Origin of the sequence: Flammeovirga sp. OC4 (assembly GCF_000812565.1) — a bacterium.
Classification (GTDB): domain Bacteria; phylum Bacteroidota; class Bacteroidia; order Cytophagales; family Flammeovirgaceae; genus Flammeovirga.
In genome coordinates, this window is record NZ_JTAM01000019.1 from 113027 (window position 1) to 137235 (window position 24209).

Annotated in this window: 16 protein-coding genes; 12 read left to right on the forward strand and 4 right to left on the reverse strand. The window is 34.0% G+C overall.

The features are described 5' to 3' along the window. Positions 1–10: 10 nt before the first annotated feature. The 3 genes from PL77_RS13730 to PL77_RS13740 all read left to right on the forward strand — a co-directional run bounded on the left by PL77_RS13730 (position 11) and on the right by PL77_RS13740 (position 3685). On the forward strand, positions 11–1714 hold the full coding sequence (locus tag PL77_RS13730; RefSeq protein WP_044206217.1) for a BamA/TamA family outer membrane protein: 1704 nt from the start codon (positions 11–13) through the stop codon (positions 1712–1714). Between the two features lie 344 nt (positions 1715–2058). After that, on the forward strand, positions 2059–2619 hold the full coding sequence (locus tag PL77_RS13735; protein ID WP_044206220.1) for an RNA polymerase sigma factor: 561 nt from the start codon (positions 2059–2061) through the stop codon (positions 2617–2619). Beyond that, a complete protein-coding gene (locus PL77_RS13740) occupies positions 2600–3685 on the forward strand; it encodes an outer membrane beta-barrel protein (RefSeq protein ID WP_044206223.1) in 1086 nt (361 codons plus the stop codon). Before PL77_RS13735 ends, PL77_RS13740 begins: the two co-directional genes overlap by 20 nt. A gap of 168 nt (positions 3686–3853) precedes the next feature. Here the strand turns inward: PL77_RS13740 and PL77_RS13745 are convergent, their stop codons facing one another. Further along, positions 3854–4117, reverse strand: a complete 264-nt coding sequence (locus PL77_RS13745; protein ID WP_044206225.1) for a hypothetical protein — start codon at positions 4115–4117, stop codon at positions 3854–3856. Next, on the reverse strand, positions 4077–4697 hold the full coding sequence (locus PL77_RS13750) for an RNA polymerase sigma factor (protein ID WP_044206226.1): 621 nt from the start codon (positions 4695–4697) through the stop codon (positions 4077–4079). The genes PL77_RS13745 and PL77_RS13750 overlap by 41 nt, the downstream gene beginning before the upstream one ends. Positions 4698–5027: 330 nt before the next feature. Between PL77_RS13750 and PL77_RS13755 the strand changes: the two genes are divergently transcribed. From PL77_RS13755 to PL77_RS13780, 6 genes are all read left to right on the forward strand, one after another. After that, a complete protein-coding gene (locus PL77_RS13755; protein ID WP_172665853.1) occupies positions 5028–5492 on the forward strand; it encodes a nucleoside deaminase in 465 nt (154 codons plus the stop codon). Next, the gene (locus PL77_RS13760; protein ID WP_052444397.1) at positions 5485–5973 is read left to right on the forward strand and encodes a hypothetical protein; all 489 of its coding nucleotides are present in this window, start codon (positions 5485–5487) and stop codon (positions 5971–5973) included. The genes PL77_RS13755 and PL77_RS13760 overlap by 8 nt, the downstream gene beginning before the upstream one ends. 238 nt (positions 5974–6211) lie before the next feature. Continuing rightward, the gene (locus PL77_RS13765) at positions 6212–6850 is read left to right on the forward strand and encodes an OB-fold-containig protein (protein ID WP_156152361.1); all 639 of its coding nucleotides are present in this window, start codon (positions 6212–6214) and stop codon (positions 6848–6850) included. Between the two features lie 143 nt (positions 6851–6993). Further along, positions 6994–9129 (forward strand): hypothetical protein, encoded by a 2136-nt coding sequence (locus PL77_RS13770; protein WP_044206231.1) that lies wholly within the window; start codon positions 6994–6996, stop codon positions 9127–9129. Between the two features lie 370 nt (positions 9130–9499). Beyond that, positions 9500–14359, forward strand: a complete 4860-nt coding sequence (locus tag PL77_RS13775; protein ID WP_044206233.1) for a DNA repair ATPase — start codon at positions 9500–9502, stop codon at positions 14357–14359. 102 nt (positions 14360–14461) lie between these two features. Beyond that, positions 14462–15193, forward strand: coding sequence for an FkbM family methyltransferase (locus tag PL77_RS13780; protein ID WP_044206235.1), 732 nt, complete (start codon positions 14462–14464; stop codon positions 15191–15193). Positions 15194–15252: 59 nt separating this feature from the next. Here the strand turns inward: PL77_RS13780 and PL77_RS13785 are convergent, their stop codons facing one another. After that, positions 15253–15633 carry a DUF1573 domain-containing protein gene (locus PL77_RS13785; RefSeq protein WP_044206236.1) on the reverse strand — a complete coding sequence of 127 codons (381 nt, stop codon included), beginning with the start codon at positions 15631–15633 and terminating at the stop codon, positions 15253–15255. A gap of 269 nt (positions 15634–15902) precedes the next feature. On the opposite strand from PL77_RS13785, the gene PL77_RS13790 reads away from it, so the two are divergent. Then, a complete protein-coding gene (locus PL77_RS13790) occupies positions 15903–17690 on the forward strand; it encodes a glycoside hydrolase family 15 protein (RefSeq protein WP_044206238.1) in 1788 nt (595 codons plus the stop codon). 482 nt (positions 17691–18172) lie between these two features. Next, the gene (gene clpB / locus PL77_RS13795) at positions 18173–20782 is read left to right on the forward strand and encodes an ATP-dependent chaperone ClpB (protein ID WP_044206239.1); all 2610 of its coding nucleotides are present in this window, start codon (positions 18173–18175) and stop codon (positions 20780–20782) included. Between the two features lie 48 nt (positions 20783–20830). On the opposite strand, the gene PL77_RS13800 is transcribed toward clpB, so the two are convergent. Beyond that, a complete protein-coding gene (locus PL77_RS13800) occupies positions 20831–21241 on the reverse strand; it encodes a hypothetical protein (protein ID WP_044206242.1) in 411 nt (136 codons plus the stop codon). Between the two features lie 415 nt (positions 21242–21656). Between PL77_RS13800 and PL77_RS13805 the strand changes: the two genes are divergently transcribed. After that, the gene (locus tag PL77_RS13805; RefSeq protein ID WP_044206244.1) at positions 21657–24113 is read left to right on the forward strand and encodes a M14 family zinc carboxypeptidase; all 2457 of its coding nucleotides are present in this window, start codon (positions 21657–21659) and stop codon (positions 24111–24113) included. Positions 24114–24209 lie beyond the last annotated feature (96 nt).

The following is a 24209-nucleotide window of genomic DNA, read 5'->3' on the forward strand; positions in this document are numbered from 1 at the left end:
AGTATTCTTTTTGAGTACTCTACTTTTGCTTTTTAAGTCTGTTTTATTTGCCCAAGACGGGGCATATACAGTTCGTTTTGAATTTGTAGATGATCAAAAAGACAAACCTTATTATCAAGAAAATATCACTTTTTTTTCGATAGAAGAGTGTAAAGGTTTTAGTGAAAACCTTCTTTATTTATGGAGAGACGAAGGTTACTTTTTAGCATCGATTGATACATCTTATTGCGATAATACAGATTATATCAATCAGGTATTTTTAGGTCCCAAATCAGAGGAAATTAAAGTTGATGTTAAATCCGTCAATCCTCAAATATTAAAAGGAAGGTATTGGAGAGGAAATGCTGTAGAGAAGTGGGTACGATTGAAAGATTTAAACGAAGCCAAAGATCAAGTAGTTACTTATTATGAAAACCAAGGCTATCCATTTACAGCAGTAAGTATAGATTCAATAAGATTTGAAGGAAAAACTTTAAATGGATTATTGAAAGTAAACCTTGGCGATGCTGTGATTTTGGATACTTTGATTGTCAAGAGAAATGCTCCTCTAGGTGTACAGAAAAAATTTTTTGAAGCATATTTAGGATTGAAAAAAGGGGAAACTTTTAGACAGAGAAATGTAGACAAGGCCACTGTAATTCTAGAAGAAACACCTTATTTAAAACTCAAAAAGAAACCAGATGTAGTTTTTGAATATGGGAAAGCAATGGTAGAGATTCCCTTAGAAAAAAGAAAAGCAAGCAGAGCTGATGGCATGTTGGGGATGGCTCCTAACGGTCAAGATGAAGGAGAATTATTGATTACAGGTCAAATACTTTTAGACCTATGGAATCCTTTCGGAACAGGTAAGCGCTTTTATATTGATTGGAGAAAACCAGATAACGATTCTCAGTGGTTTAATGCAAAGTTTGAGTATCCAAGGTTGTTTAGATCAACGGTTGACTTTGCTTATGATATCAATATACAACAACAAGACTCTACTTTCTTAAAAGTAAATAACACTATACAGGTCAAAAAAAGAGTATCCACTAGAGCGAGTTTGCTCCTGGGGGCATCTTGGGAATCGAATCGTATTCTAAGAGAATTGAATGAAAATGATGTGGATACATTAAACGATACTCAGTCTGTACTTTATTCTTTAGGATATGAATGGCAAAACTTAGATAACCCTATTTCACCAAGAAGAGGTTGGAGGTATAAGTTGATGTTTACGGGGGGACAAAGAAATATTATTTTTAACCCTGCCTTATCTTCTGATGTTTACGAAGGAATTCCTGAAAACTCATCATTACTTCAATGGTACCTTGAATTGGAGTATTACTTTGGTATCACAAAGTGGTTGGAAGGGTATTTAAAATTAGAAGGAGCTCAGATGCTGGGAGATCACTTATTTAAAAATGAGTTATTTAGATTGGGTGGGTTTAGGTCATTAAGAGGATTTAATGAAGGAGAATTATTTGTAGATCGATATACTTACCTCACTTTTGAGCCAAGAATAAATATGGGAGATCAATCTTTTCTTTTTGTATTCACTGATATTGGAGTGAGTGGAATAGAAGACATATGGGATTTTCCGATGGGAGTTGGTGCCGGTGTAAACATTTCAACAGCCTCAGGAGATTTCTCAATAGCCTATGCATTAGGAAGGACAAATGAGATTCCTTTCTCTACTCAATTAGCAAAGATCCACTTTGGATTTATCGGAAAATTCTAATTGAATTTTATTAACAAAATCAATCGTTTTTAAGATAGATTAAGTAATTTTTTACAATCAATTAAGAAGAGATGTGAAATAATTTAAAATATAACTACCTAATAATCAGTATATAATAATATTTCCATACCTTCAGTTTCATAAACCTCTATTCAATTTTTACATTTTATGTGTCTATAATAGTGAGCATTTAAAGAATGCTTACGACACAATTGACTTAAGGTGAAACAGTTAAACTACTTGATAGTGTCAAATTAAATAAGAAACGTCTTGCATCATGTAGTAGCTGTAGTATTGATTTTTTAACCCTTGTTTAGGGTCGTATAAACTTAACTTAATCCATCATGTTAAGAGATGAAGAATTAATCCAAGGTTGTAAAGTCGGTGATAAAAAAATGCAACGTAAATTATACGAACAGTACAGCGGAGTACTTATGGCAGTTGCATGCCGATATTCAAGAACCGAGGAAGATGCTAGAGATATTTTGCAAGAATCTTTTGTAAAAATATTCAAGAAGATCGATTCGTTTAGAAATGAATCTTCTTTAAAACACTGGATGCGAAGAATAGTAGTCAATACTGCTATCAACTATCAGCGCTCAAAACTTTATTTATATCCAATGATGGATGTAAATGATATGTATGACCTAAAAGAGGAAGCAGTCGCATTATCAGATTATAGCTTCCAAGAATTATTATCATTGTTACAAAAACTTCCTGATGGTTGTCGTGTAATCTTTAATTTATATGCCATAGAAGGTTATAAGCACAAAGAAATCGCAGAGATGACAGGTGTTACCGAAGGAACCTCAAAGTCTCAGTTTTCAAGAGCACGAAAGCTTTTAAAGGAAATGATTGAAGAATCAGAATTAGAAAGAAATTATTATGCAATGGAAAGAGGATAACAGAGGAGATTTTGAAAACTTCTGGAAAGATGCTTTTCAAGATGAACAAATGTCACCTCCAGAAGGATTATGGGATGACATTGAAAACGAAGTGGATCAGATTAACAAAAAGAAAAATCATTTTACCTTTCTAAGGTCAATTGCTGCTTTAATTACCGTAGGATTACTCACGAGTTTCTTAGTCAAATATGAAGCTCCCCATTCTTTATCATTAGGAGAAGGGTTTGATGGAAAAAATGTAAATACAGCTTCAATGATATCACCTTCATTATATGAAGCCGATGCAATCAATAGCGTTAGTGTATTGGACAAGCATATCTTACCAAGAATAAAAAAAGTTGCTGTAAACATGCCACCTCCAATGATGTTCTTAGATATGGAGGAAGAAGAACATTCACCAGAAATGATTCAACTTTCATACATTGAACCTGAGAAAGAAGTAGAACTAGAGGAAGGGGTAGAAGAACATATCTCTGAATTAGGAATCATCAAAAGAGGTAAGGCTGTACCTGCTACAAAAATAAAACGTAAGAAAAGATATTATGCTACAGCTGAAGTAGGAATGTCCCGTCTTAATCCTAATATCAAAATGAATGGTCGAGTAGTTTCTGAAAAAACAACTTCACCTACTTTTGGTGTGAGTGCAGGAATGCAATTAGAAAACGGCTTTTTTGTAGAAGCAGGAGTAAAATACGCTGACTATACTTACAAGACAGGTTTGACTGAACTTGGAGAACTTAACCAAAAGGTCGTATCAGTTCCTGTAAAAGTAGGTTATGCTATAGAGAAGAAAAAACTAAGGTTAGCAGTTCATACGGCTTTAGTGACAAATATGATTGTTGATCAAAGTAGTACAGACAATGTATCAGACAGTATCATCGATCAGTCTGTGAATATCTCAGGTCAATTAGGAGCAGAAGTGAGTTATCAAGTTTCTCCTAAAACAGCTTTATCATTAGGAACAACTTATGGTGTTTCATTAAACGATCTAAGTAATGATTCTAATGTTTCAGCAATGTCAAACAACTATATGATTAGTATGGGTATTAAATATAATATCATCTAATAATAAATTGAATTGGAATAAAATTTAAAAGAGATTGTCCCTTATTATAGGATTGACAATCTTTTTTTTATCTCAAAAGTTTATGGATCTCTTTAGATATTTCATCAAGTCAATAAAAAAAGAAAGGTTACCAAGTCGGTAACCTTTCCTTAAGAGCCATTTAGTTTATCAGTTCGAAGAATCTTCTTGGTCTATTGCTTTTTTCGCAAAGTCCATAATATTTTTTATAGTCCTCTGACTAGGTTTTTCATTAATTCGGTTTAGTGCTGCTTTTACCTTGACACCATTAATCAAAAACGCCTCACAACTACTATCATCAAGTATTAGTTCTTTATCCTCTTCACTTAAAGTAGTGTAAGCAGTGTCTCTGTAAAGCCAGCTAAGAACTTTATTAGAACACTCTTTGTTTAGATGTTTTTTGTCTAATTGCATTATTGGAATTTTCGCTTTGTTGCTCCATCATTTTACGAAGGTTGATGAGCGCATAACGCATTCTACCTAACGCAGTATTAATACTTACATCTGTAGAATCAGCAATTTCTTGAAAACTCATTTCCATATAATGACGCATTACAAGAACTTCTCTCTGCGTATCAGGTAAACGATCTACAAGATTTCTAACGTTAGTTTGTGTTTCTAATACGATTCTTTGATCCTCGATAGAATTTTCAGAAAAATCTAAAGTATCAAAAACACTGCTTCCATCTTCCATGATGATGGTAGGATAACGCTTCTGCTTACGGAAATAATCGATTGCCATATTATGAGCAATACGAGATATCCATGGCATAAACTTACCTTCCTCATTATATTTTCCAGCTCGAATCATTTTTATTGCCTTAATGAATGTATCTTGCAATAAGTCTTCAGCTACGTACTCATCTTTTACGATCAATAAGATGCTAGTAAAGAGCTTATTCTTATACTTATTCAATAATTGTTCAAAGGCAGCTTCACTACCATTAAGGTATTGAGCAATTAATTCTTGGTCTGAGAGCGTATAATGTTTCATCCTTCGTGCTTTTAAAACGTTAACTCAAAGTACTTTATTGTAGATTGTGGGATAAATATTAAAAAATGTCTAATTAACACCATCGTTGAATCAGTAGTACTTTATTTAAAAATTCCGTATTGTAAATGTTTGAAAATATTGAGAATATTCAAATTTCTTTGTCTAAGGATAAGATGCGTTTATCGAAAAGATGAGATCATTCGTCTAAACAGGCCCTTTTTAGCAGTTGAAAACCTCTTAAAAAACAGGTTTTTAGCATTTGAATTTAAAAAATAAGCAAAAGTGATTATGCATTCACTTAAATTTATATATTAGAATAGTACAATTATTATGGATGAATCTTCTCAGGATATCAAATTTATGAAACTCGCTTTAAAAGAAGCGGAAAATGCTTTTGAAGAAGGAGAGATACCTGTAGGGGCATTGGTGGTAGCCAATGGAAAAATTATTGGTAAGGGATATAATCAAACAGAAAAACTGAATGACCCTACTGCCCATGCCGAGATGTTAGCAATAACGGCTGCAACGAATCATTTAGGTTCAAGGCATTTGAGTGATTGTACTTTATATGTAACTTTAGAACCTTGTGCCATGTGTGCAGGAGCAATATTTTGGGCACAGATCGGTAGAATAGTTTATGGAGCAAGTGATGAAAAAAGAGGGTTTACGACTTATTCTGAAAAGTTAGCACATCCCAGAGCAAAATATACGACGGGTATTCTAGAAGAAGAGTGCCATGAGATTTTAATGAGATTCTTCAAACAACTAAGAGATAAAAGAAAGAAAAATGGATAAGGATTTAATACTTAAAGTAGAGAAGTTACTTCAAGAGGAGGATTTTCTTACTATTCCTGATTTATTAGCACCTCATATCAATGCAGATTTGAAGGCAAAAGAGCTATTAGGTTTATGTTATTTAGGACAATGGAATAATGAAGAGGCTGAAGCTCTTTTCGAAGAACTGAAAGAACAAGTATCGGACAATGCCGATTATCATTATTATTACGGCGCTAGCTTAGGACAACAAGCAAGAGGAGCAAATATGCTAAAGTTGATGTCTATAGCTCCGAAATCTAAAGCTGCTTTTGAGAAGGCTTTAGAGCTTGATCCTAAACATGTCCCTGCTCACTGGGGACTATTACGTTATTATGGTAATGCTCCAGCCATGTTTGGAGGATATCCAAAAGGTAAAGAACTGGCTGATTCTTTAGCAACGTTCAATGGGAAAGAAGCAAAAGATGCTTATAATTTCTTAAAGGATAAATTTGGTCAATAATGAAATTTTCTTCTGTATTTTGATTAAAATGAAAAACTATACCTTATTATGTGCTTGAATTAAGAAATATTTCAAATTGTAATACAGAAAGATATAAATTGTTAAACAGATAGTTGAGGTCGCTCAAAACCTCAACTATTTTTTTTGTCACATCGTTAATATATTTAAACATTTGAAAAGCAAGGTTAATTATTCTCTTTTCTTATTAATTTAGATGACACGAAATGAATGATGACGCATGGAATTAATACACGAAGCTGCTAAACTGGTTAATCTACCTTATACATTTCTATTGATATTATGTCTACTGTACTGGATAAATGTTATGATAGGTGTTTTATCGCCAGATACTATCGATTTTGATTTAGATGGAGACGTTGATGTCGATGCAGACATTGACTCAGATATCAGTGATTTAGATTCTGATATTGGAGTTTTTGGGCATGTGGCAGGTTTCTTATACTTAGGTAAAGTGCCTTTCATGTTAGTCTTATCCTTCTTGTCTTTATTGATGTGGGTTTTATCAGTACTTGGAAACTACTATTTAGGTAATGATTCAGTGGGAATGGCATTAGCAATAGCCTTACCGATTATAGCCGTTTCCGTATTTCTTACTCGTTTTTTCGTTTATCCTTTCTCAATTGTATTCAAGAAAATGAATGAAGAAGTAGACCGAGAAGTGGTAGGAAAAGTAGCGAAGATATTAATTCCTGCTTCAGGAGAAAAGAAGGGACAAGCTTCTGTATTAATAGGAAATGCTGAACAAAAAGTTTATATCAAAACGTTAGAAAAACATACTATTCTAACTAAAGGCGATGAAGCAATTGTTGTAGATTTTGATGAGCATCAAAACTGCTATGTAGTTGAGCCTGTATAAAGCAACTAGAGCTTAAGCATCTATTGTATTTTAATGAATGAACTGTTACTGTTGAAAGAGTAGAGTGAACAAACCAATTAACTCTCTAACTATTCACTGTAAGTATATATAATAATTTATCATTTAATTTTAACGAATCTATCATGTTAGAATCACAAGCCGTAATAGCATTTGCATCGTTTCTTGGTGTATTTGTATTGGGTATCATTGGGTATTTTGTAAGCTTTTATAAAAAAGTACCTCAAGGTAAAGCACTAGTAAGAACTGGTGTAAGAGGACTAAAAGTAATTACAGAAGGTGGACCTGTTATACCTGTACTTCATAGAGCGGAGATGATGGATATCTCTTTAAAGAGTATTGAAATCAGTAGGGAAGGCAAGCAAGGATTAATCTGTCGTGACAATCTTAGAGCAGATATTAGAGTAGTATTTTTTATTAGAGTAAACAACAACACTAACGATATTGGTACGGTAGCACAAACTGTAGGATGTGAGAGAGCATCCGATACTGAACTCCTTACCTCATTATTTGAAGCAAAATTTTCTGAAGCCCTAAAAACTATTGGTAAACGATTTGATTTTATTGAACTGTACAATTCTAGAGAAAAAGTAAAACAAGAAGTAATTGACATTATCGGAACAGATCTAAATGGATATGTACTGGATGATTGTGCTATTGATTATTTGGAGCAAACAAATGTGGAACACATGGATCCTGATAATATCTTGGATGCTGAAGGTATTAAAAAGATTATTGACTTGACTGCGAAACAAAAAATTCAGGCCAACTTGATTAAAAATGAAGAAGAGAAAAAGATCAAGAAGCAAGATGTTGAAAAAGAAGAAGCTGTATTGGTTTTAGAAAAGCAAAGAGTAGAAGCAGAGGAGCGTCAAAAGAGAGAAATTGATACAATCAAAGCCAAAGAAGAAGCTACAACTGAGACAATTGTTCAAGAAGAACGCTTGAAAGCAGAGAAAATGAGATTGCAAGTAGACGAAGAACTTGAAATCCAGGAAAAGAACAAAGAACGAGAAATCTTAGTGGCTCAAAAGAACATTGAGAAAACAGAGGCATTAGAAAACGAGCGAATTGAGAAAGAAAGACAATTAGCGGAAACAGATAAGCAGAAAGTTGTAGAATTGGCTCAAATTGCCAAAGACAAAACTTTAGAAGAGCAGAAACGTGACATCCAAGATGTAATCAAAGAAAGAGTAGCGGTTGAAAAATCTGTAGTTGAGGAGCAAGAGAGAATTAAGGATACGGAAGCATTTGCAGAAGCACAACGTCAGAAAAAAGTAGCGATTACGTTGGCGGAGCAAAAAGCAGAAGAAAACTTAATGATGGAATTAAAGGCGGCTGAAGCTCAGAAAGAGGCAGCGAAATTACATGCTGAACAACAAAAAATTGAAGCGGCAGCTGATTTCGAAACTTCAAACCAAAAAGCGGCAGCTATTAAGACATTAGCGGATGCGAAAGTAAAAGAAAAAGCGACAGAAGGTTTTGCGGAAGCACAAGTGAATGAAGCAAGAGCAATTGCCAGAGAGAAAGAAGCAGAAGCAGAGGCGGCATTCATCGAGAGTACTTCAGAAGCACAAGCAAAAGCGAATGTGAAATTAGGTGAAGCAGAGGCAGAAATCTTAAGAAAGAAAATGATTGCTGAGGCAGAGGGTATGGAAAAGAAGTCGAAAGCAATCGAATTGGAAGGTTTAGCGGAAGCGAAGGTATTACAAGAAAAGTCATTGGTAGAAGCACAACGTATCGAAGCAGAAGCGAAAGCAACTGCTCATATGGATGAGGCAATCAAAGACTTGGAGAGATTTAAATTACAATTGAATCAAGAGAAAGAATTAGCCTTAGCGAAATTCCAAATGCAACAAGAATTGACGAAAGCACAAGCGCAGGTGATGGCGGAAGCGGTGAAAAGCAGTGATATCAAAATCATCGGTGGTGAAAGTCAAGTGTATGATAAAATCATCAAGTCAATCAGCATGGGTGAAACCGTGGAGTCGTTCTTTGAAACTAGTAGCGTAGCCACTGAAGTCAAAGACAACTTATTGGACTCTTCTGATGGAAATAACATTATTGGTAAGATCAGAGGTTATATTGATCAATTTGGTGTAACAACTGAAGATATCAAAAACCTTAGTGTTGCAGGCTTATTGAATAAGATGAAAAACATGACAAGCGATGATCTTCAGAAAACATGGATTGATAGTGCATTAGCAACAGCTGAGAAAACAGGTATTGCTGGAGCTGCAGCATCTACATTTATCAAATAATATTGTCGGAGAAATTAAGGTTGAAGTTTCATACTTCAGCCTTACCCTCTAATTTATAAGTCATGTCAGTATTTATTTAATCATTAGACTTCTTTATTTGAAAGTAGAAAGCACAATAATGGCATTGAAGAGAAAAGCGTTAAGAATTTTATGGAAAGAACCGTTAAAAATGATTTTCTGTTTGAGCGAAAGCGAGTTTAAAATCATTTAGGTGAATAAAATAAAATTTAGCTTTTGACTTCACAGCCTAGCTTTTTTTGCTTCTTTTTTCAGCAATGGAAAAAATGAAGAGGAAGTTTTTTGAAAGTAGAGGTTAATAAATAACCTACTTTGCTTTGATTGAAAGAATACTGCTTAATAAAACAAACTTATGTTAGAAAACGGAACTTATGAGCTTCTCCAACAACGATTACAAAACAGTGGTAAGGAACTTCACAAGTCTTTAGATCAACTTAATTCATTACGGAAAGAAATCTTCGGTTCCATAGAAATTGGACTGATTGCTTCTGAGCGATTAATGACAGAAAACAACTGTATTGCCAGAGACATGATACCAATAGGCGAAACGTTTCTTTTCGGTTATAATGTACAGTTGGGATTAAGACAGGAAATGGCATTGTCAGATGTATTTGGAATATATACTTATAACAATGATTCCCATACTTTCAAAAATGAATCCTTATCCTTAATAGAAGATAAGCAGTTTATAAAAGACTTTAATGAACTGTATCAATACCAAAAAGATACGAAGTTCACACAGTTTTTTAAAGCTGGAAAAAACTTGTACATGCTCTTCCAATTGAGCGATAGAGTTGGAGACATCAAAGCCTTCAAATGGGAAATCTCAGGAAGTGCGTTGAAGTATGTTGATGCAAGAAGTGATCATGAAGTGGTTTTTCCTCCTCAGCATGATTTCGAATGGAAGAGAACGACAAGAGATGATTTTAGAGAAGGTGAACACCCTCACGTTTCTATCCTTGATAGAGTATTTGTAGAAACTGTAGGAGGTGATCTTACGATTAAAATTGAAGATAATACACTAGATGGCGAAGGAATTTTAGCAGAAGAAGTTGAGGAGAAAGAACAACGATTGGAGGATGGAGAAATTCATTATGCTGATCTTGGAAACCTTATTCTTCTAAAAGTACTTCCTTACAGAGAAAAGGAGTGGAGGTATTTTGTTTATAATGATAAATTAAAAACAGCCATCAGAGTCAATGCGATTTCTAATGCCTGTATTTTATTACCGGAAGAGCAAGGTATCGTATTCTCCAACGGATATTACCTTCAAAATGGAGAATACAAACTATTCGAACAAGAAGAACACGATTGGATCTTCAAAAAGAAAATTGTAGCTCCAAATGGTGAAGATTATCTATTTGTATTCTATCAAAGAGACACCGGAGAGTATATTTTACTTTCTTATAATGTCATTGAACAATCCGTTCAGCCACCTTTAAAATGTAATGGTTACTCTGTTTTCCCGAATGGAGAACTAGTGTATTTCAAGGCAGATGAAGAACCAAGGAAAGTACATAATCTTCAGATTTTACAGTCTCCTTTTGTTGATGCAGATTTAGTAGAACCAACTTCTGAAAATGATCACTACCTCGTCAACTTAGGAAACAAGGAAGTTGTAAAAGCGATGGCACAATTGAATGGAATCAATGTGTTGTGCCAGAAGTCCGACAACTATATGGGACTTTACTCAGATATTTTGCAAGAAACATCTGTAGTAACCGATATGTATCCATGGTTAGGACGTGAAGATGTTGGTAATCTTCTAGTACCAGTTGAGGAAATTAAAGAAACCGCGACTGCAGCGATTGAAGAATACGAAAAAGTAAGTCGTCAACGTAAAAATGCGGAAGAGCAACAAAAAGCTTTTGATGAGGAATGTCTAAAGATTACACGTCAAATTGATCGTGGAATTTATAAGGACATACGAGATTACGTTCAAGGTTTAGCTTCGCTCAGAGCATTAAGAGGGAAAGCAGTTACGCTTAAAGAAGTTCGATATATTCAGATTCCTCCAATCGAAGAAAAAGAGGAAAAGCTGAAGGAACATTCTTTAAAACTAGGCGAAAGATGTATTCAGTTCCTTTTAGGAGATGATGCATTGACTGCTTTTACAACAAAGATTGATGAACTTCGAAATCAGTTGCCCAAATGGGAGAAAACAATTGATGTAGAAGAAGCGATTGAAGAACTGACGGACTTAGGGAAAGAATTAGAGTTATTGATTGAAACGGTCTCTAACCTTAAAATTAAGGATGCCACTCAAACGGCAGAGATCATCAATAATATCTCTCAGTTATTCTCATCTCTCAATAATGTTCAAGCACAGGCTAGGGAAAAGAAAAATCAGTTAGGGAAGCAAGAAGCAGAAGCAGAGTTTACGGCACAGTACCGTTTATTAGAACAATCTGTTTCCAGTTTTCTTGATATATCAACTTCTCCTGAGGAATGCGATGAATACCTCAGTAAGCTATCTGCTCAGATAGAAGAATTGGAAGGGAAGTTCGCAGACTTTGATGATTTTGCAGAACAGCTAGAGAAGAAAAGAGAAGAAGTTGCAACCGTCTTCGAAACCAAGAAAATTCAATTAGAAGAAGTTCGAAATAAGAGAGTATTACGATTACGTAATTCAGCAGATCGAATGATCCAATCTATTTTAGCGAAAGCGAAAAAGATGGAAAAAGAGGATCAATTGATTGCTTATTTCTCGACGGACCTTTTAATCGAAAAATTAAGAGAGACAGCACAAAGTCTGATTGATTTTGGAGAAACCTCAAAAGGAGAAGAGGTTCTTGGGTCTTTGAAGAAAGCCCAGAAAGAAGCCATTCGCCAATTGAGAGACCGTAATGAATTAAATGTTGACGGTCCAGGTTTTATCCGTTTTGGAAAGCACTCTTTTGCAGTAGCTCAACAAGAGTTAGGAGCAACGATTATTGAGCGAAAAGGCAACTTATTCTATCACTTGACAGGAACAGATTTCTTTGAGCAGGTACAAGACGAAAGTCTTTTAAGCACAAGAGAAGTATGGACCATGTCATTGCCTTCTGAATCTTCAGAAGTTTATAGAGGTGAATATTTAGCTTATCAATTTTTAGCCAATAAAAATGCGACAACAATAGTCGATCAAGAGGAGGAAGCTTTATTGAAGGAGATCCAGCAATACATGGGTACTTCATTAAATGATGGTTACTTGAAAGGTGTACATGATTTAGATGCTTTGAAAGTGATCAAAGTGTATGCTTCCATGAATACCTCTTTGAAGACTTTATGTTATGATTCAGTAACTAGAGCATTGGCACAAATTGTTTGGTTAAAGGAAATTCCAAAGAAGGAAAAAGAAATCATTCAGGAATGGGCCAATGGATTCTCACTTTTCTCATCAATATTTGAAGAAAAAGCTGATCCATCTTCTATTCTAAAATACATTACACCACACGTGGAAGTTGTATTGAAGAAACTGAATTTGGAATTAGAAACAGCGATAGAGGAAATTGGTTACTGTTTGATGGACTTACTCACTTACGGTTATTTTGAAATCAGTGAGAAGGCAAACTTCTTAGCAGAGGAATTTAAACGATTACTTTTAGCTCAAAATGTAAAAGAATCATTTGATCAGCATATCAGTAAACTTTCTGGGCAATGGGAGAAACTCTTGACGTTTATGGAAATTGGATGGTCGACTTTGTTCAAATCCAATTCATTTACAGAAAGCGAAGCAGATTATTCTCCTTATACTTTAGAAGCAAGTTTATTATTACTTGAAACGTTCAAGGCAGATCGAGCACTTTCAAAAGTAGAATACGAACAAGAACTAGAAGGTTTATTAGGTGATCATAGTTTAATTAATGAAGGGAAATATCAATTCAACTTCTATGATTTTACAGCTCGCTTAAAGAAACATATCCACAATAGTTTGCCATTGTTTGAGCAATATACCACTCAGAAAAGGGAAGTATTGGATACCTTTAAGAAAGAAGTAAAACTATCTTCCTTTGAACCTAAAGTCTTATCTTCTTTTGTTAGGAATAGATTGATTAATGATGTCTATCTTCCATTGATTGGAGAAAACTTATCCAAACAGATTGGAGCGGCAGGGTCTAAAAAGAGAACAGACCTTATGGGATTACTCTTATTGATTTCACCTCCAGGTTATGGTAAGACCACTTTAATGGAATATGTAGCTAATCGTTTAGGATTGATTTTTATGAAGATCAATGGACCTTCGATTGGACATCAAGTATTGTCATTAGATCCTGAAGAAGCACCCAATGCAACGGCAAGGGAAGAGTTGGAAAAGCTAGGGTTAGCCCTTGAAATGGGAAACAACATCATGCTTTACCTTGACGATATTCAGCACTGTAATCCTGAGTTCTTGCAGAAGTTCATCTCACTTTGTGATGGACAGAGAAAGATCGAAGGGGTTTACAAAGGCAATACAAAGACGTATGATCTTCGAGGTAAAAGGTTCTGTGTGATTATGGCAGGGAACCCGTACACTGAATCAGGTGATAAATTCCAGATTCCAGATATGTTGGCCAACAGAGCAGATACCTATAACTTGGGTGAGGTAATCGGTAGTACTCAAACTGCATTTGAGTTGAGTTATATCGAGAACTGCCTTACTTCAAATCAATTTATCTCTCAATGGACAAACTATCCGAAGAAAGATTTATATGCCTTGATCAGTGCGATTAAGAACAACGGTCTTCATGATTTAGAGTTGGAGGTAAGTATTTCAACAGATGAAAAAGAAGAAAGTATTAAAATCTTCAGACAGTTGTCGTATATACAAAGTGTCATTCTAAAGGTCAATCAATCTTATGTCGCATCAGCAGCACAAGATGATGATTACAGAGTTGAACCACCTTTCAAGCTTCAAGGATCGTATCGTAATATGAATAAACTAGCTGAAAAACTTTCTCCATTGATGAATGAGAAAGAGCTTCAAGAGTTGGTGGTTTCACATTATGAAAATGAATCTCAAACGTTGACAACTGCGGCAGAAGAGAACTTATTGAAGTTTAAAGAACTGATTGACATTCTTTCTGAGTCTGATTTAGAACGTTGGAATGAGATCAAACAGACTTTTAGACAAAAGAACAGTTTGAAAGTATTGGGAGATCAAAGTGCAGAGAAAACATTAGATCATCTTTCGGATATTACTTCAGCAATCAAAGAATTGAAGAAGGAAGTGATTTACATTGTGAAATAGAATCAAGAAGAAAAGAGTGTTACAAGTTTGTATCACTCTTTTTTTTCATTTTCTTGCACAAAAATAGAACACACATTAAGACTTAAGATTTTTTATTGATACATGAATTATTTACTACTAAATGTATACTTACCAATCAAGCAGTTTTTTGCAGGTTTTATCTTCGATTTTATTCAAAAAGAATTCAAGACAAATGGAAACGTTTACACTATTCCCAAAGAATTAACGAGTCGTTTTTTTAGAGGAGCGTTTACTTTGGGATGGTATGAAAAACAAGAAAGAGAGTTTATACCAAAGTATTTAGATAAAAATGCAACTGTATTGGAATTAGGTGGATGCATTGGTGTAGTTTCTTGTGTGATTAATGGTGTGTTGAATGAGAGAAATAAACACGTTACGGTAGAAGCCAATCCATTTTTGATTCAACACCTTGAGCATAATAAGGACAGAAATAATTGTGACTTTCATATTGAGAACAGAATTGTCGCAAAAGCCAAGACTGTCACGTTTAATATTCAAAAGTCCATAGTTCAGGGAAGTGCAAATATAGAAAGTGCTCAAAAAGTTGAGGTCGAAGGAATAACGCCTGAAGAGCTGGAGGAAAAATATAACCTGAAATTTGATACATTAATCATGGATATTGAAGGAGGAGAATTACAGTTCTTTCAGGACTTTCAACCTTTCTTGAAAACTCTCAAAAGTATTTATTTTGAAATTCACCCTTTTGAAAATATTCTTACTTTAGAAGAAGCAGAAGAATGTGAATCAATTTTGAAGGCACTAGGCTTTCATAAAAAATTGGATGAAGATTACTTTCAGATTTGGGAAAAATAAAAAATGCCTGCTCCTTTTTGAAAAAAGAGCAGGCATTTTTTTTCGGTGTAAATCCTGAATTACTCAACAAGTACGTTGGTTGTAATTGAAATTTTAGTAGTAGTTTTTGCGTTTGAATAAACTGTGATTGGTTTATTTTGAACACCTCTTTTACCTCTACTATTAAACTTTACTAAAATTTCACCTTGATCACCTGGCTTGATAGGTTCTTTTGGCCAATTGGGAGCAGTACACCCACAAGTAGTAGTAACATTTGTGATTACTAAAGGAGCATCACCAGTATTAGAAAACTTAAATGTATGCTCTACTACATCACCTTGGTGAATATCACCAAATTCATATGTTTTTTCTTCAAAAGTGATCACAGGTCCAGCAGTATCTTGAGCAGATGCCACGATCCCGATTAGGCCTAAAAATAAGGCTAATACTAATTTTTTCATGGTTGAAGTAATTGTTTTTAAATTGATTGAAAGACAATATATAAAAAAATAAAGAGTCTCTCGTGGGGATAAATTTACTATTATTTCTACAAATTCAACGCTTTATTATTCTTCTTAGTGCTTATACTTTTAAAATTTATGTTTTTTATATCCTAGCATTCTTTGCCCTTCAGCTTTTAAATTTTTAAATTTTGATGAAAAATATAGTAAATTGTAGTTTACTCACATCCTGATTTATTAATTAAAACGACAAAAACAAACATTACAACATGAAGAAAACACACAAGTACGACATGGGTGTTATCGGTAACTGTGCATTTATGGCCTATATCGATACAAAAGCAAGTGTTAGATGGTTATGCTGGCCACGATTTGATAGCAGTTTTGTTTTCGGTGACTTACTAGATGACGAAAAAGGAGGTGAGTTTTCTGTGAAGCCCACGGCTAAAATAAAGGAGACCAAGCAGTATTATGTAACCAATACAAACATTCTTGTAACAGAAATCTATACTGAAGATGGTGATTTTAAAGTAACAGACTTTGCTCCACGTTTTGAGCAAGATGATCGTTACTATAAGCCTTTAATGATGGTTCGTAAAATTGAGCCAATGCAAGGTACACCTTCTGTACAAGTAGTATGTGACCCAAGAGGTAATTATGGAGAAATTATTCCTCAAAAATCCCAAGGAAGTAATCATATCCGTTTTGAAGGTTTTGATCAGCAAATGAGATTAACTACCAATATTCCATTGTCTTACGTAATGGAAGGGAACTCATTTGTATTAAGTGGAGCTGTGTATACGGTATTAACTTATGGTGCTCCTTTGGAAGCAGCTATCGAAAATACAGCTGAAAACTTTTATACTAGAACAAAGAGATATTGGAGAAATTGGGTGAAATCAACGAGTATTAGCTTCTTCCATCAAGAAAAGCTCATTCGTTCTTCTTTAATATTAAAAATCCACCAATACGAAGATACAGGAGCAATCATAGCCTCAGGTACAACTTCACTTCCAGAATATCATAAGAGTACACGTAACTGGGATTACCGTTACTGTTGGATGCGTGATACTTATTATACATTAAATGCTTTCAATAACATTGGTCACTTTGAAGAAGTTGAGGCTTATTTCAAATACATTGAAAATGTAACCAAGCAGGAAGAAGATCGTTATCAACCACTTTATACAATTACTGCTCAAAAGAAAATCACTGAAATTGAAATGCCTTTGAAAGGGTATTTAGGTGAAAACAAGCCTGTAAGAATTGGTAATGATGCCTATACACATATTCAAAATGATGTTTATGGTCAGGTGCTAACGTCATTACTTCCTCTTTATGCTGATGAACGTTTCACCAATAAGTATAGAATGCACACCAAGAAATTAGTGGAGCATACTTTACAGAAGATTGCTGATACAATGGAGGAAAAAGATGCTGGACTATGGGAATTCAGAGATCGTCCTGGACATTATTGCTATACTTTCCTTTTCCACTGGGCAGGGGCTTGTGCGGCATACAAAATGGCACAGTACTTTGATGATGTGAAAATGGCAGATAAAGCATTGAAAATCAAAGGTCATGCTGCCGAAATGATTGAAAAGTGCTATGATGAGGAAACTGGGGTTTATATGCAAGCAGCTGGGTCGAAAGATATGGATGCGTCATGTCTTCAGTTGATTACTATGAACTATCTTGATCCAAATTCTGAAAGAGCAAAACGCCACTTGGCAGGAATGGAAAAAGAGTTAATGGCAAAAGACGGTTTATTCTATCGTTACAAGCACGTAGATGATTTTGGTGCTCCAGAAACAACATTCTTGATTTGTGCTTACTGGTACATTGAAGCATTAGCATGTGTAGGAAGAATTAAAGAAGCAATTGATTACTTCGAGAAAGTAAGTAGTTATGCAAACCACGTAGGTTTATTATCAGAAGATGTGGATTCTTCAGATGGTAGTCAGTGGGGTAACTTCCCTCAAACTTACAGTCATGTAGGTTTAATGAATGCAGCGTATAGAATTTCTAAGAAATTAGATTTACCTAACTTCTTATAGTATAAGGAAGATTTAATGAAATAAAAGGAGGGTAGTAATCGTAGGGTTGCTACCCTTTATTTATTTTCCAAAAATGATGTATTTCATTAATAGGAAAAATGTAACTAAAGCAAGTCCAAAGTATTTAACAAAATTCGTCATAGTAATAAAACAGTAATTAAATTGGGGTTTTGAATTTGTCTACAACTATTAGACAATCAATGTTTAAAGCACGACACCAACTTCATTAAAGCTTTATAATCATTCACAATAAAATACAATATATATTTTCCCCATTCAATTTAAATAAAGACAAAATGTCTTATTAGTTCTTTGTTTTTCAGTTGTTTAGTGACTTTTCGTCATGAGTCAAATTGATTTTGAGTACAATTAAGTAAATGTGTCTGTTTTTTCACTTTTGAACAGTTATTGATCCATAGAGTTTGTAAAGCAAATAATACAGTTTTACAAAATAGCTACAATTAAATAATTAGAATAGATTTATGAATTTTGAAAAATATACAATCCGATCGCAAGAAGCTTTGCAAAAGGCACAGACGATTGCAAAAGGATTACAACAACAAGTAATAGAAACAGGTCACTTATTGAAAGCAATTATTCAGCAAGAGGATAATATGATTTCATTTTTGACCAATAAAATAAAAGCAGATAAAACAAACTTAGATCAACAAGTAGATCAAATAGTACAAGGTTATCCAAAGTCAACAGGAGATAATCCCTATTTATCAAATGATGCTGCAAAAGCACTTCAAGCCGCTGAGCGCTTTATGAGTGAGATGGAAGATGAGTTTGTCGCTGTTGAGCATATTTTATTAGGCTTATTAGATGGTAGTGATAAAGTAGCACAGTTATTAAAACAAGCTGGGTTTACGAAAGACTACCTTAAAAAGGCCATTACTGAATTAAGAAAAGGAAATAAAGTAACAGATCAGAACGCCGAAGGGCAATATCAATCTTTAGAAAGATATGCAATTGATTTAACTCAAATGGCTCGAGACGGGAAATTGGATCCGGTTATTGGTCGTGATGAGGAAATTAGAAGAGTACTTCAAATATTATCAAGAAGAACCAAAAACAACCCAATGTTGATTGGTGAACCTGGAGTTGGTAAAACAGCCATTGCTGAAGGATTAGCCCAAAGAATTGTTGCGGGTGATATTCCAGAAAATCTAGAAGATATCAGTATTGCTTCTTTAGATATGGGGGCATTAGTCGCAGGAGCCAAGTACAAAGGTGAATTTGAAGAGCGTTTAAAAGCAGTCATCAAAGAGGTTCAAAGTGCCGATGGGAAGATCATTTTATTCATAGATGAAATACATACATTGATTGGTGCAGGAGCAGGAGGTGATAGTGCCATGGATGCTGCTAACTTATTGAAACCAGCTCTAGCAAGAGGAGAATTGAGATCTATTGGAGCGACTACACTGAAAGAGTATCAAAAATATATTGAAAAAGATAAAGCTCTTGAAAGACGTTTTCAACCTGTAACTGTTGGAGAGCCATCAGTTGATGATGCTATTTCAATTCTTAGAGGTATTAAAGAAAAGTATGAAGTTCATCATGGTGTAAGGATTAAAGATGATGCCATTATTGCTTCAGTAAAACTTTCAGATCGATATATTTCAGATCGTTTTCTTCCTGATAAAGCCATTGATTTGATGGACGAAGCAGCTTCAAGAATGAGAATTCAAATGAACTCAATGCCTGAAGAGGTGGATGAGATCAAAAGAAAGGTCATGCAATTGGAAATCGAAAGAGAGGCTATTCGAAGAGAAAAAGATGTTGAAAAAGAAAATATTTTAACGGATCAAATTCGAATTCTAACAGGAAAATTGAATGAATTAGAAGACGAATGGAAGCGTGAAAAACAAACCTTGGATGGTATCAAGCAGTTAAAGCGTGATATTGATAAGTATAAAATAGAAGCAGATCAAGCGGAGCGTTCAGGTGATTATGGACGAGTTGCTGAAATTCGTTATGGTAAGATTGTAGAAGCTGAAAAACAGCTTGAAATTTTACAGCAGGATGCGGAGAAAGAATCGACATCTGGTAATGTGATGTTGCGAACAGAAGTCAATTCAGAGGATATAGCTGAAGTAGTATCAAGGTGGACAGGTATACCTGTTGCTAAGATGGTTCAAGGCGAAAGAGAAAAATTACTTTACCTTGAAAACGAGCTTGGGAAACGAGTGGCAGGGCAAGATGAAGCGATTACAGCCATATCAGATGCCGTAAGGAGAAGTCGTGCAGGGTTGCAAGATCCTCGTAGACCAATTGGTTCATTCTTATTCTTAGGTTCTACTGGAGTAGGTAAAACGGAGCTTGCAAAAGCTTTGGCAGATTACTTATTCGATGATGAAAAGGCAATGGTTCGTATTGATATGTCAGAATATCAGGAGAAACATGCAGTAAGTCGCTTGATCGGAGCACCTCCAGGTTATGTTGGGTATGATGAAGGTGGACAACTTACAGAAGAAGTAAGAAGAAGACCTTATTCAGTAATTTTATTGGATGAAATTGAGAAAGCACATCCAGATGTATTCAATATTTTATTACAAGTATTGGATGATGGACGTCTTACAGATAATAAAGGACGTGTTGCTGATTTCAAGAATACAATTGTCATTATGACTTCCAATATGGGAGCTCATTTTATGATGGACAAAATAAACGACCTTGATAAAGCGAGTTCATCACTTGAAAAAGAGGAGATTCTTGAGAGTTGTAGAGATAAAGCTTTGGACTTATTGAAAAATACGGTTCGACCAGAATTTTTAAATAGAATAGATGAGGTATTAATGTTCCAACCTCTTACTAGAGAGAACATGAGAAAAATTGCTTCAATTCAATTCAAGGATATACAGAAAAGGATCCATACAAATGGTATAGAGATAGAAATTACTCCGGAAGCTTTAGATAAGGTATCCAATTTAGGTTATGAGCCAGAATTTGGAGCAAGACCTTTAAAAAGAGTAATGCAAAGATATATCTTGAATGACTTGTCAAAATCTATTCTGAAAGGTGATGTTCAGAAAGATTCAATCGTATTAATTGATGTCGAAAATGATCAATTAGTATTTAAGAATAAATAGGTGTTTTAGAATGAAAAGAGCGGAGTTTCGTAAGAGATTTCGCTTTTTTTATCTTAATACAATGGATCTTGATTTTTCAACATTATCAATTAATGCTTTTTTGGCATCTGTAGCACTTCTTAAATCAGAATAGACACCTTCAATACAGTTTAAATTAATGTGAATTACATTTTTGGGATACTTTTTTGAGACCTCATTTTCAAACTTTGCTAAAATCTTATATTTCTCTTGAGCAAAATTCTTGATGTTTACCTGAATGATTGAAGATACAATTTCAGTGTCTCCTTCTAAACAGTCTTTCTTTACTGTTTTCAGAAAGATGTAACGTGTGCTAGACAATGTAGCATTCTCCTCCAACTTAGCAGTCTTTGAAGTCGGTTCATTACTGTCGACGATAGCAAAAGATGTATTTACTGTGAAAAGTAAAAACACAAGTGCTAGTAAGGAAATTAATCGCATTGAAAAAAATGATCAGTAGTAATATGTTATTTAATTGTTATCAAGGGGGATACCTTAACACAATTATAAGGAATAAATTTTTGATATGAAATAAATTATATAAAAAATGTATTTTACACTATTGATTATTATAAATATCGAACTATTTATATATTTAGATTAAAATATTGATAATTTAATGTTAAGCAAAATATAATTCTGTTATATAATAATTCTTAATAAGATAATAATATTATGTGTTATTTTTTTGGATAATACTAATATAATCTTCTGTTTGAAAAACATGGAAATCATTGAAAATCAATAAGTAATATTTTGGCTGTAAAATTTGAGAATTCTTTTTGATAAGAATTTAGGCTTTCAGTAATACTCTTCTTAATTTACTCATCAATTCTTTAATATTATAACTGAAACTATGCAAAGACTACTGTTTTATAGTCAGTGGATATGTTTATTTTTTTTATCAACATTTTCATACAGCCAAACTTTAAAATCCCCTTCCGAATTTTTAGAATATAATTTAGGAACCCAGTTTACATATCACCATAAAATACATGATTATCTTTCTTATCTGTCAGATCGATCATTAAAGGTTGAATATATTCCATATGGTAAAACGTATGAAGGTAGGCCACTTTTTGCTTTAGCAGTATCTTCAGAAGAAAATATTCAAAACATAGAAAGTATACGTCAATCTAATCTGCAAAGAGCGGGATTTGTAAAAGGGGAGCCAACTTATAGTAAAGCAGTAATATGGTTAGGTTATAATGTGCACGGCAATGAAGCTTCAGGTTCTGAAGTAGCGATGAAAGTAGCTTATGAATTGTTGGATGCAAAATATGAAGAGTTACTAGACGACCTTGTTATTATAATTGACCCTTGTTTGAATCCTGATGGAAGAGACAGGTATGTGAATAATTTTCGTGCTAAAGGTGGTGTATTTATCAATCAAAAACCTGCTACTTGGGAACATGTCGAGGCTTGGCCAACTGGACGATACAATCATTACCTTTTTGATTTGAATAGAGATTGGGCTTGGGGAACGCAAATTGAAACAAAACAAAGAACTAACTTATATAAGCAATGGTACCCTCAGATATTTGTTGATTTTCATGAAATGATGCCTCAGTATTCTTATTTCTTTGGTCCTTCTGCTGACCCTATTCACAAAGAGGTCACAACATGGCAAAAGAAATATCAGAAAATAGCCTCGGAAAAGTATGAGACTTATTTCCAATCTCAAGATTGGGAATATTTTACACGAAAAGTATTCGATTTATTATATCCTAGTTATGGAGATAGCTGGACCTGTTTTAATGGTGCAGTTGGTTTTACTTTTGAACAAGGAGGGCATGGAGTTGCAGGGTTATCCTATAAATCAAAAAGAGAAGCGAAGGAGATTACATTAGAGGGGAGAATCCAAAAGCACTTTGAAACATCAATACTCACTGCAATTTTAGCTTCTGAGTATAAAGATGAATTATTGAAAGAGTATGAAGACTTTTTTTACCCTATTAATAGTACCATCAAGAAATTCATTATTACTGCAACGAAGCATAATTCAAAGAATATTGAGTTGATGACTTCAATATTGGAAAGACAGGGAATTGTGAGGGAGGAAGTTTCAAAAGGTAAAGTAGTAAAAGGTTACAGCTATTTCGACCAGAAAGAAGTAAAAAGAAAAATTGAAAAAGGCGATGTAGTTTTTTCAACGGACCAAAAGATGGGACGAATGCTGAAAGTTTTATTAGAGCCAAAAGCCGATTTTACAGATTCTACAACTTATGATCTTACAGCATGGTCTTTACCCTATGCATTCGGTTTGGATATGTTGGAGACAGAAGATGAAATAGAAAAGGTTTTATATCAGCCTACTTTAGTCAGAAATTCAATTGATGAAAGTATTTTGACAGACTCTACTTTCTTTATCTTACAATGGGAATCGATTTCCGATGTTAAGTTGATTGCTCAATTAATGCAGGAAGAAATCAAAGTAGGGTATTTAACAGAGGATTTTACGTTGAAGAATCAAACTATTCCAAAAGGAAATATTGTCTTTCCTTATTTTGGTCTAATGATGTCTCATAAGTTTGATGTATTTAAGAAGATCATAGAGGAAAATAACATCACTACTCAGATAATACATATTAATGACTCCAATTGGGAAAGGAAGGTAGAAGTAATGGAACAGCCTAGAATTGCAATTTTAGCAGGGGAAGATGTAAACCCTGTGAAGTTTGGAAGCCTTTGGTATTATTTTGATAAAATAATTGAGTACCCTGTTGATATTTTCTATACAGATAAAATAACTGGGTTTGATTTATCAAAAGTAAATACACTGATTTTATCAGATGGAGAATATAGTTCTAAAATATCTACTTTAATAAAAGACTTTATAGGAAGAGGAGGGAAGGTTATTCTTTTAGAAAATGCTATAAATGTTATTGAGGAGATTGATGAGCTAGAGATGAGTAAAAAGATGAGTAAGTCTTTTAATATGGAAACAATGCTTATCACTAAAGGAAAAACAGAGAATAAGGCATTGGGATGTATTTTAGAGTTGAGTTTGCCAAGTTCTTCCTTAATATCGAAAGGTGTCGAGAAAGAATATTTCACGATCAAGGAAAATAGTAATAAGCTTCCATTGTTGAATCATGGTCATAATATTGGTTTAATAACCAAAAATGAAGCTATTTCTGGTTACTTAGGTGAAGAATTGAAAAAAACATTAGAAGGATCATCTCTAATTGCAGCGGAGAAATACAACAAGGGACAAGTGTTTTACTATGTAGATAACCCTTTAATTAGAGGTTTTTGGATAAATGGAATGCATCTCTTTTCAAATAGTATATTTTTTGATCTAGAAAAATAATATTTAAAATATTGATTTTAAGTAACATGTAGGTTTATTCATTTTTATTTAAATCAAAAAATGAATAAACCTATTGCATTTAAAAAACCTTCTATT

Coding starts and splice junctions, on each gene's coding strand:
- PL77_RS13735 (WP_044206220.1), top strand. CDS start 2,059: ATGTTAAGAGATGAAGAATTAATCCAAGGTTGTAAAGTCGGTGATAAA.
- PL77_RS13740 (WP_044206223.1), top strand. CDS start 2,600: ATGCAATGGAAAGAGGATAACAGAGGAGATTTTGAAAACTTCTGGAAA.
- PL77_RS13745 (WP_044206225.1), bottom strand. CDS start 4,117: ATGCAATTAGACAAAAAACATCTAAACAAAGAGTGTTCTAATAAAGTT.
- PL77_RS13750 (WP_044206226.1), bottom strand. CDS start 4,697: ATGAAACATTATACGCTCTCAGACCAAGAATTAATTGCTCAATACCTT.
- PL77_RS13755 (WP_172665853.1), top strand. CDS start 5,028: ATGGATGAATCTTCTCAGGATATCAAATTTATGAAACTCGCTTTAAAA.
- PL77_RS13760 (WP_052444397.1), top strand. CDS start 5,485: ATGGATAAGGATTTAATACTTAAAGTAGAGAAGTTACTTCAAGAGGAG.
- PL77_RS13765 (WP_156152361.1), top strand. CDS start 6,212: ATGGAATTAATACACGAAGCTGCTAAACTGGTTAATCTACCTTATACA.
- PL77_RS13770 (WP_044206231.1), top strand. CDS start 6,994: ATGTTAGAATCACAAGCCGTAATAGCATTTGCATCGTTTCTTGGTGTA.
- PL77_RS13775 (WP_044206233.1), top strand. CDS start 9,500: ATGTTAGAAAACGGAACTTATGAGCTTCTCCAACAACGATTACAAAAC.
- PL77_RS13780 (WP_044206235.1), top strand. CDS start 14,462: ATGAATTATTTACTACTAAATGTATACTTACCAATCAAGCAGTTTTTT.
- PL77_RS13785 (WP_044206236.1), bottom strand. CDS start 15,633: ATGAAAAAATTAGTATTAGCCTTATTTTTAGGCCTAATCGGGATCGTG.
- PL77_RS13790 (WP_044206238.1), top strand. CDS start 15,903: ATGAAGAAAACACACAAGTACGACATGGGTGTTATCGGTAACTGTGCA.
- clpB (WP_044206239.1), top strand. CDS start 18,173: ATGAATTTTGAAAAATATACAATCCGATCGCAAGAAGCTTTGCAAAAG.
- PL77_RS13800 (WP_044206242.1), bottom strand. CDS start 21,241: ATGCGATTAATTTCCTTACTAGCACTTGTGTTTTTACTTTTCACAGTA.
- PL77_RS13805 (WP_044206244.1), top strand. CDS start 21,657: ATGCAAAGACTACTGTTTTATAGTCAGTGGATATGTTTATTTTTTTTA.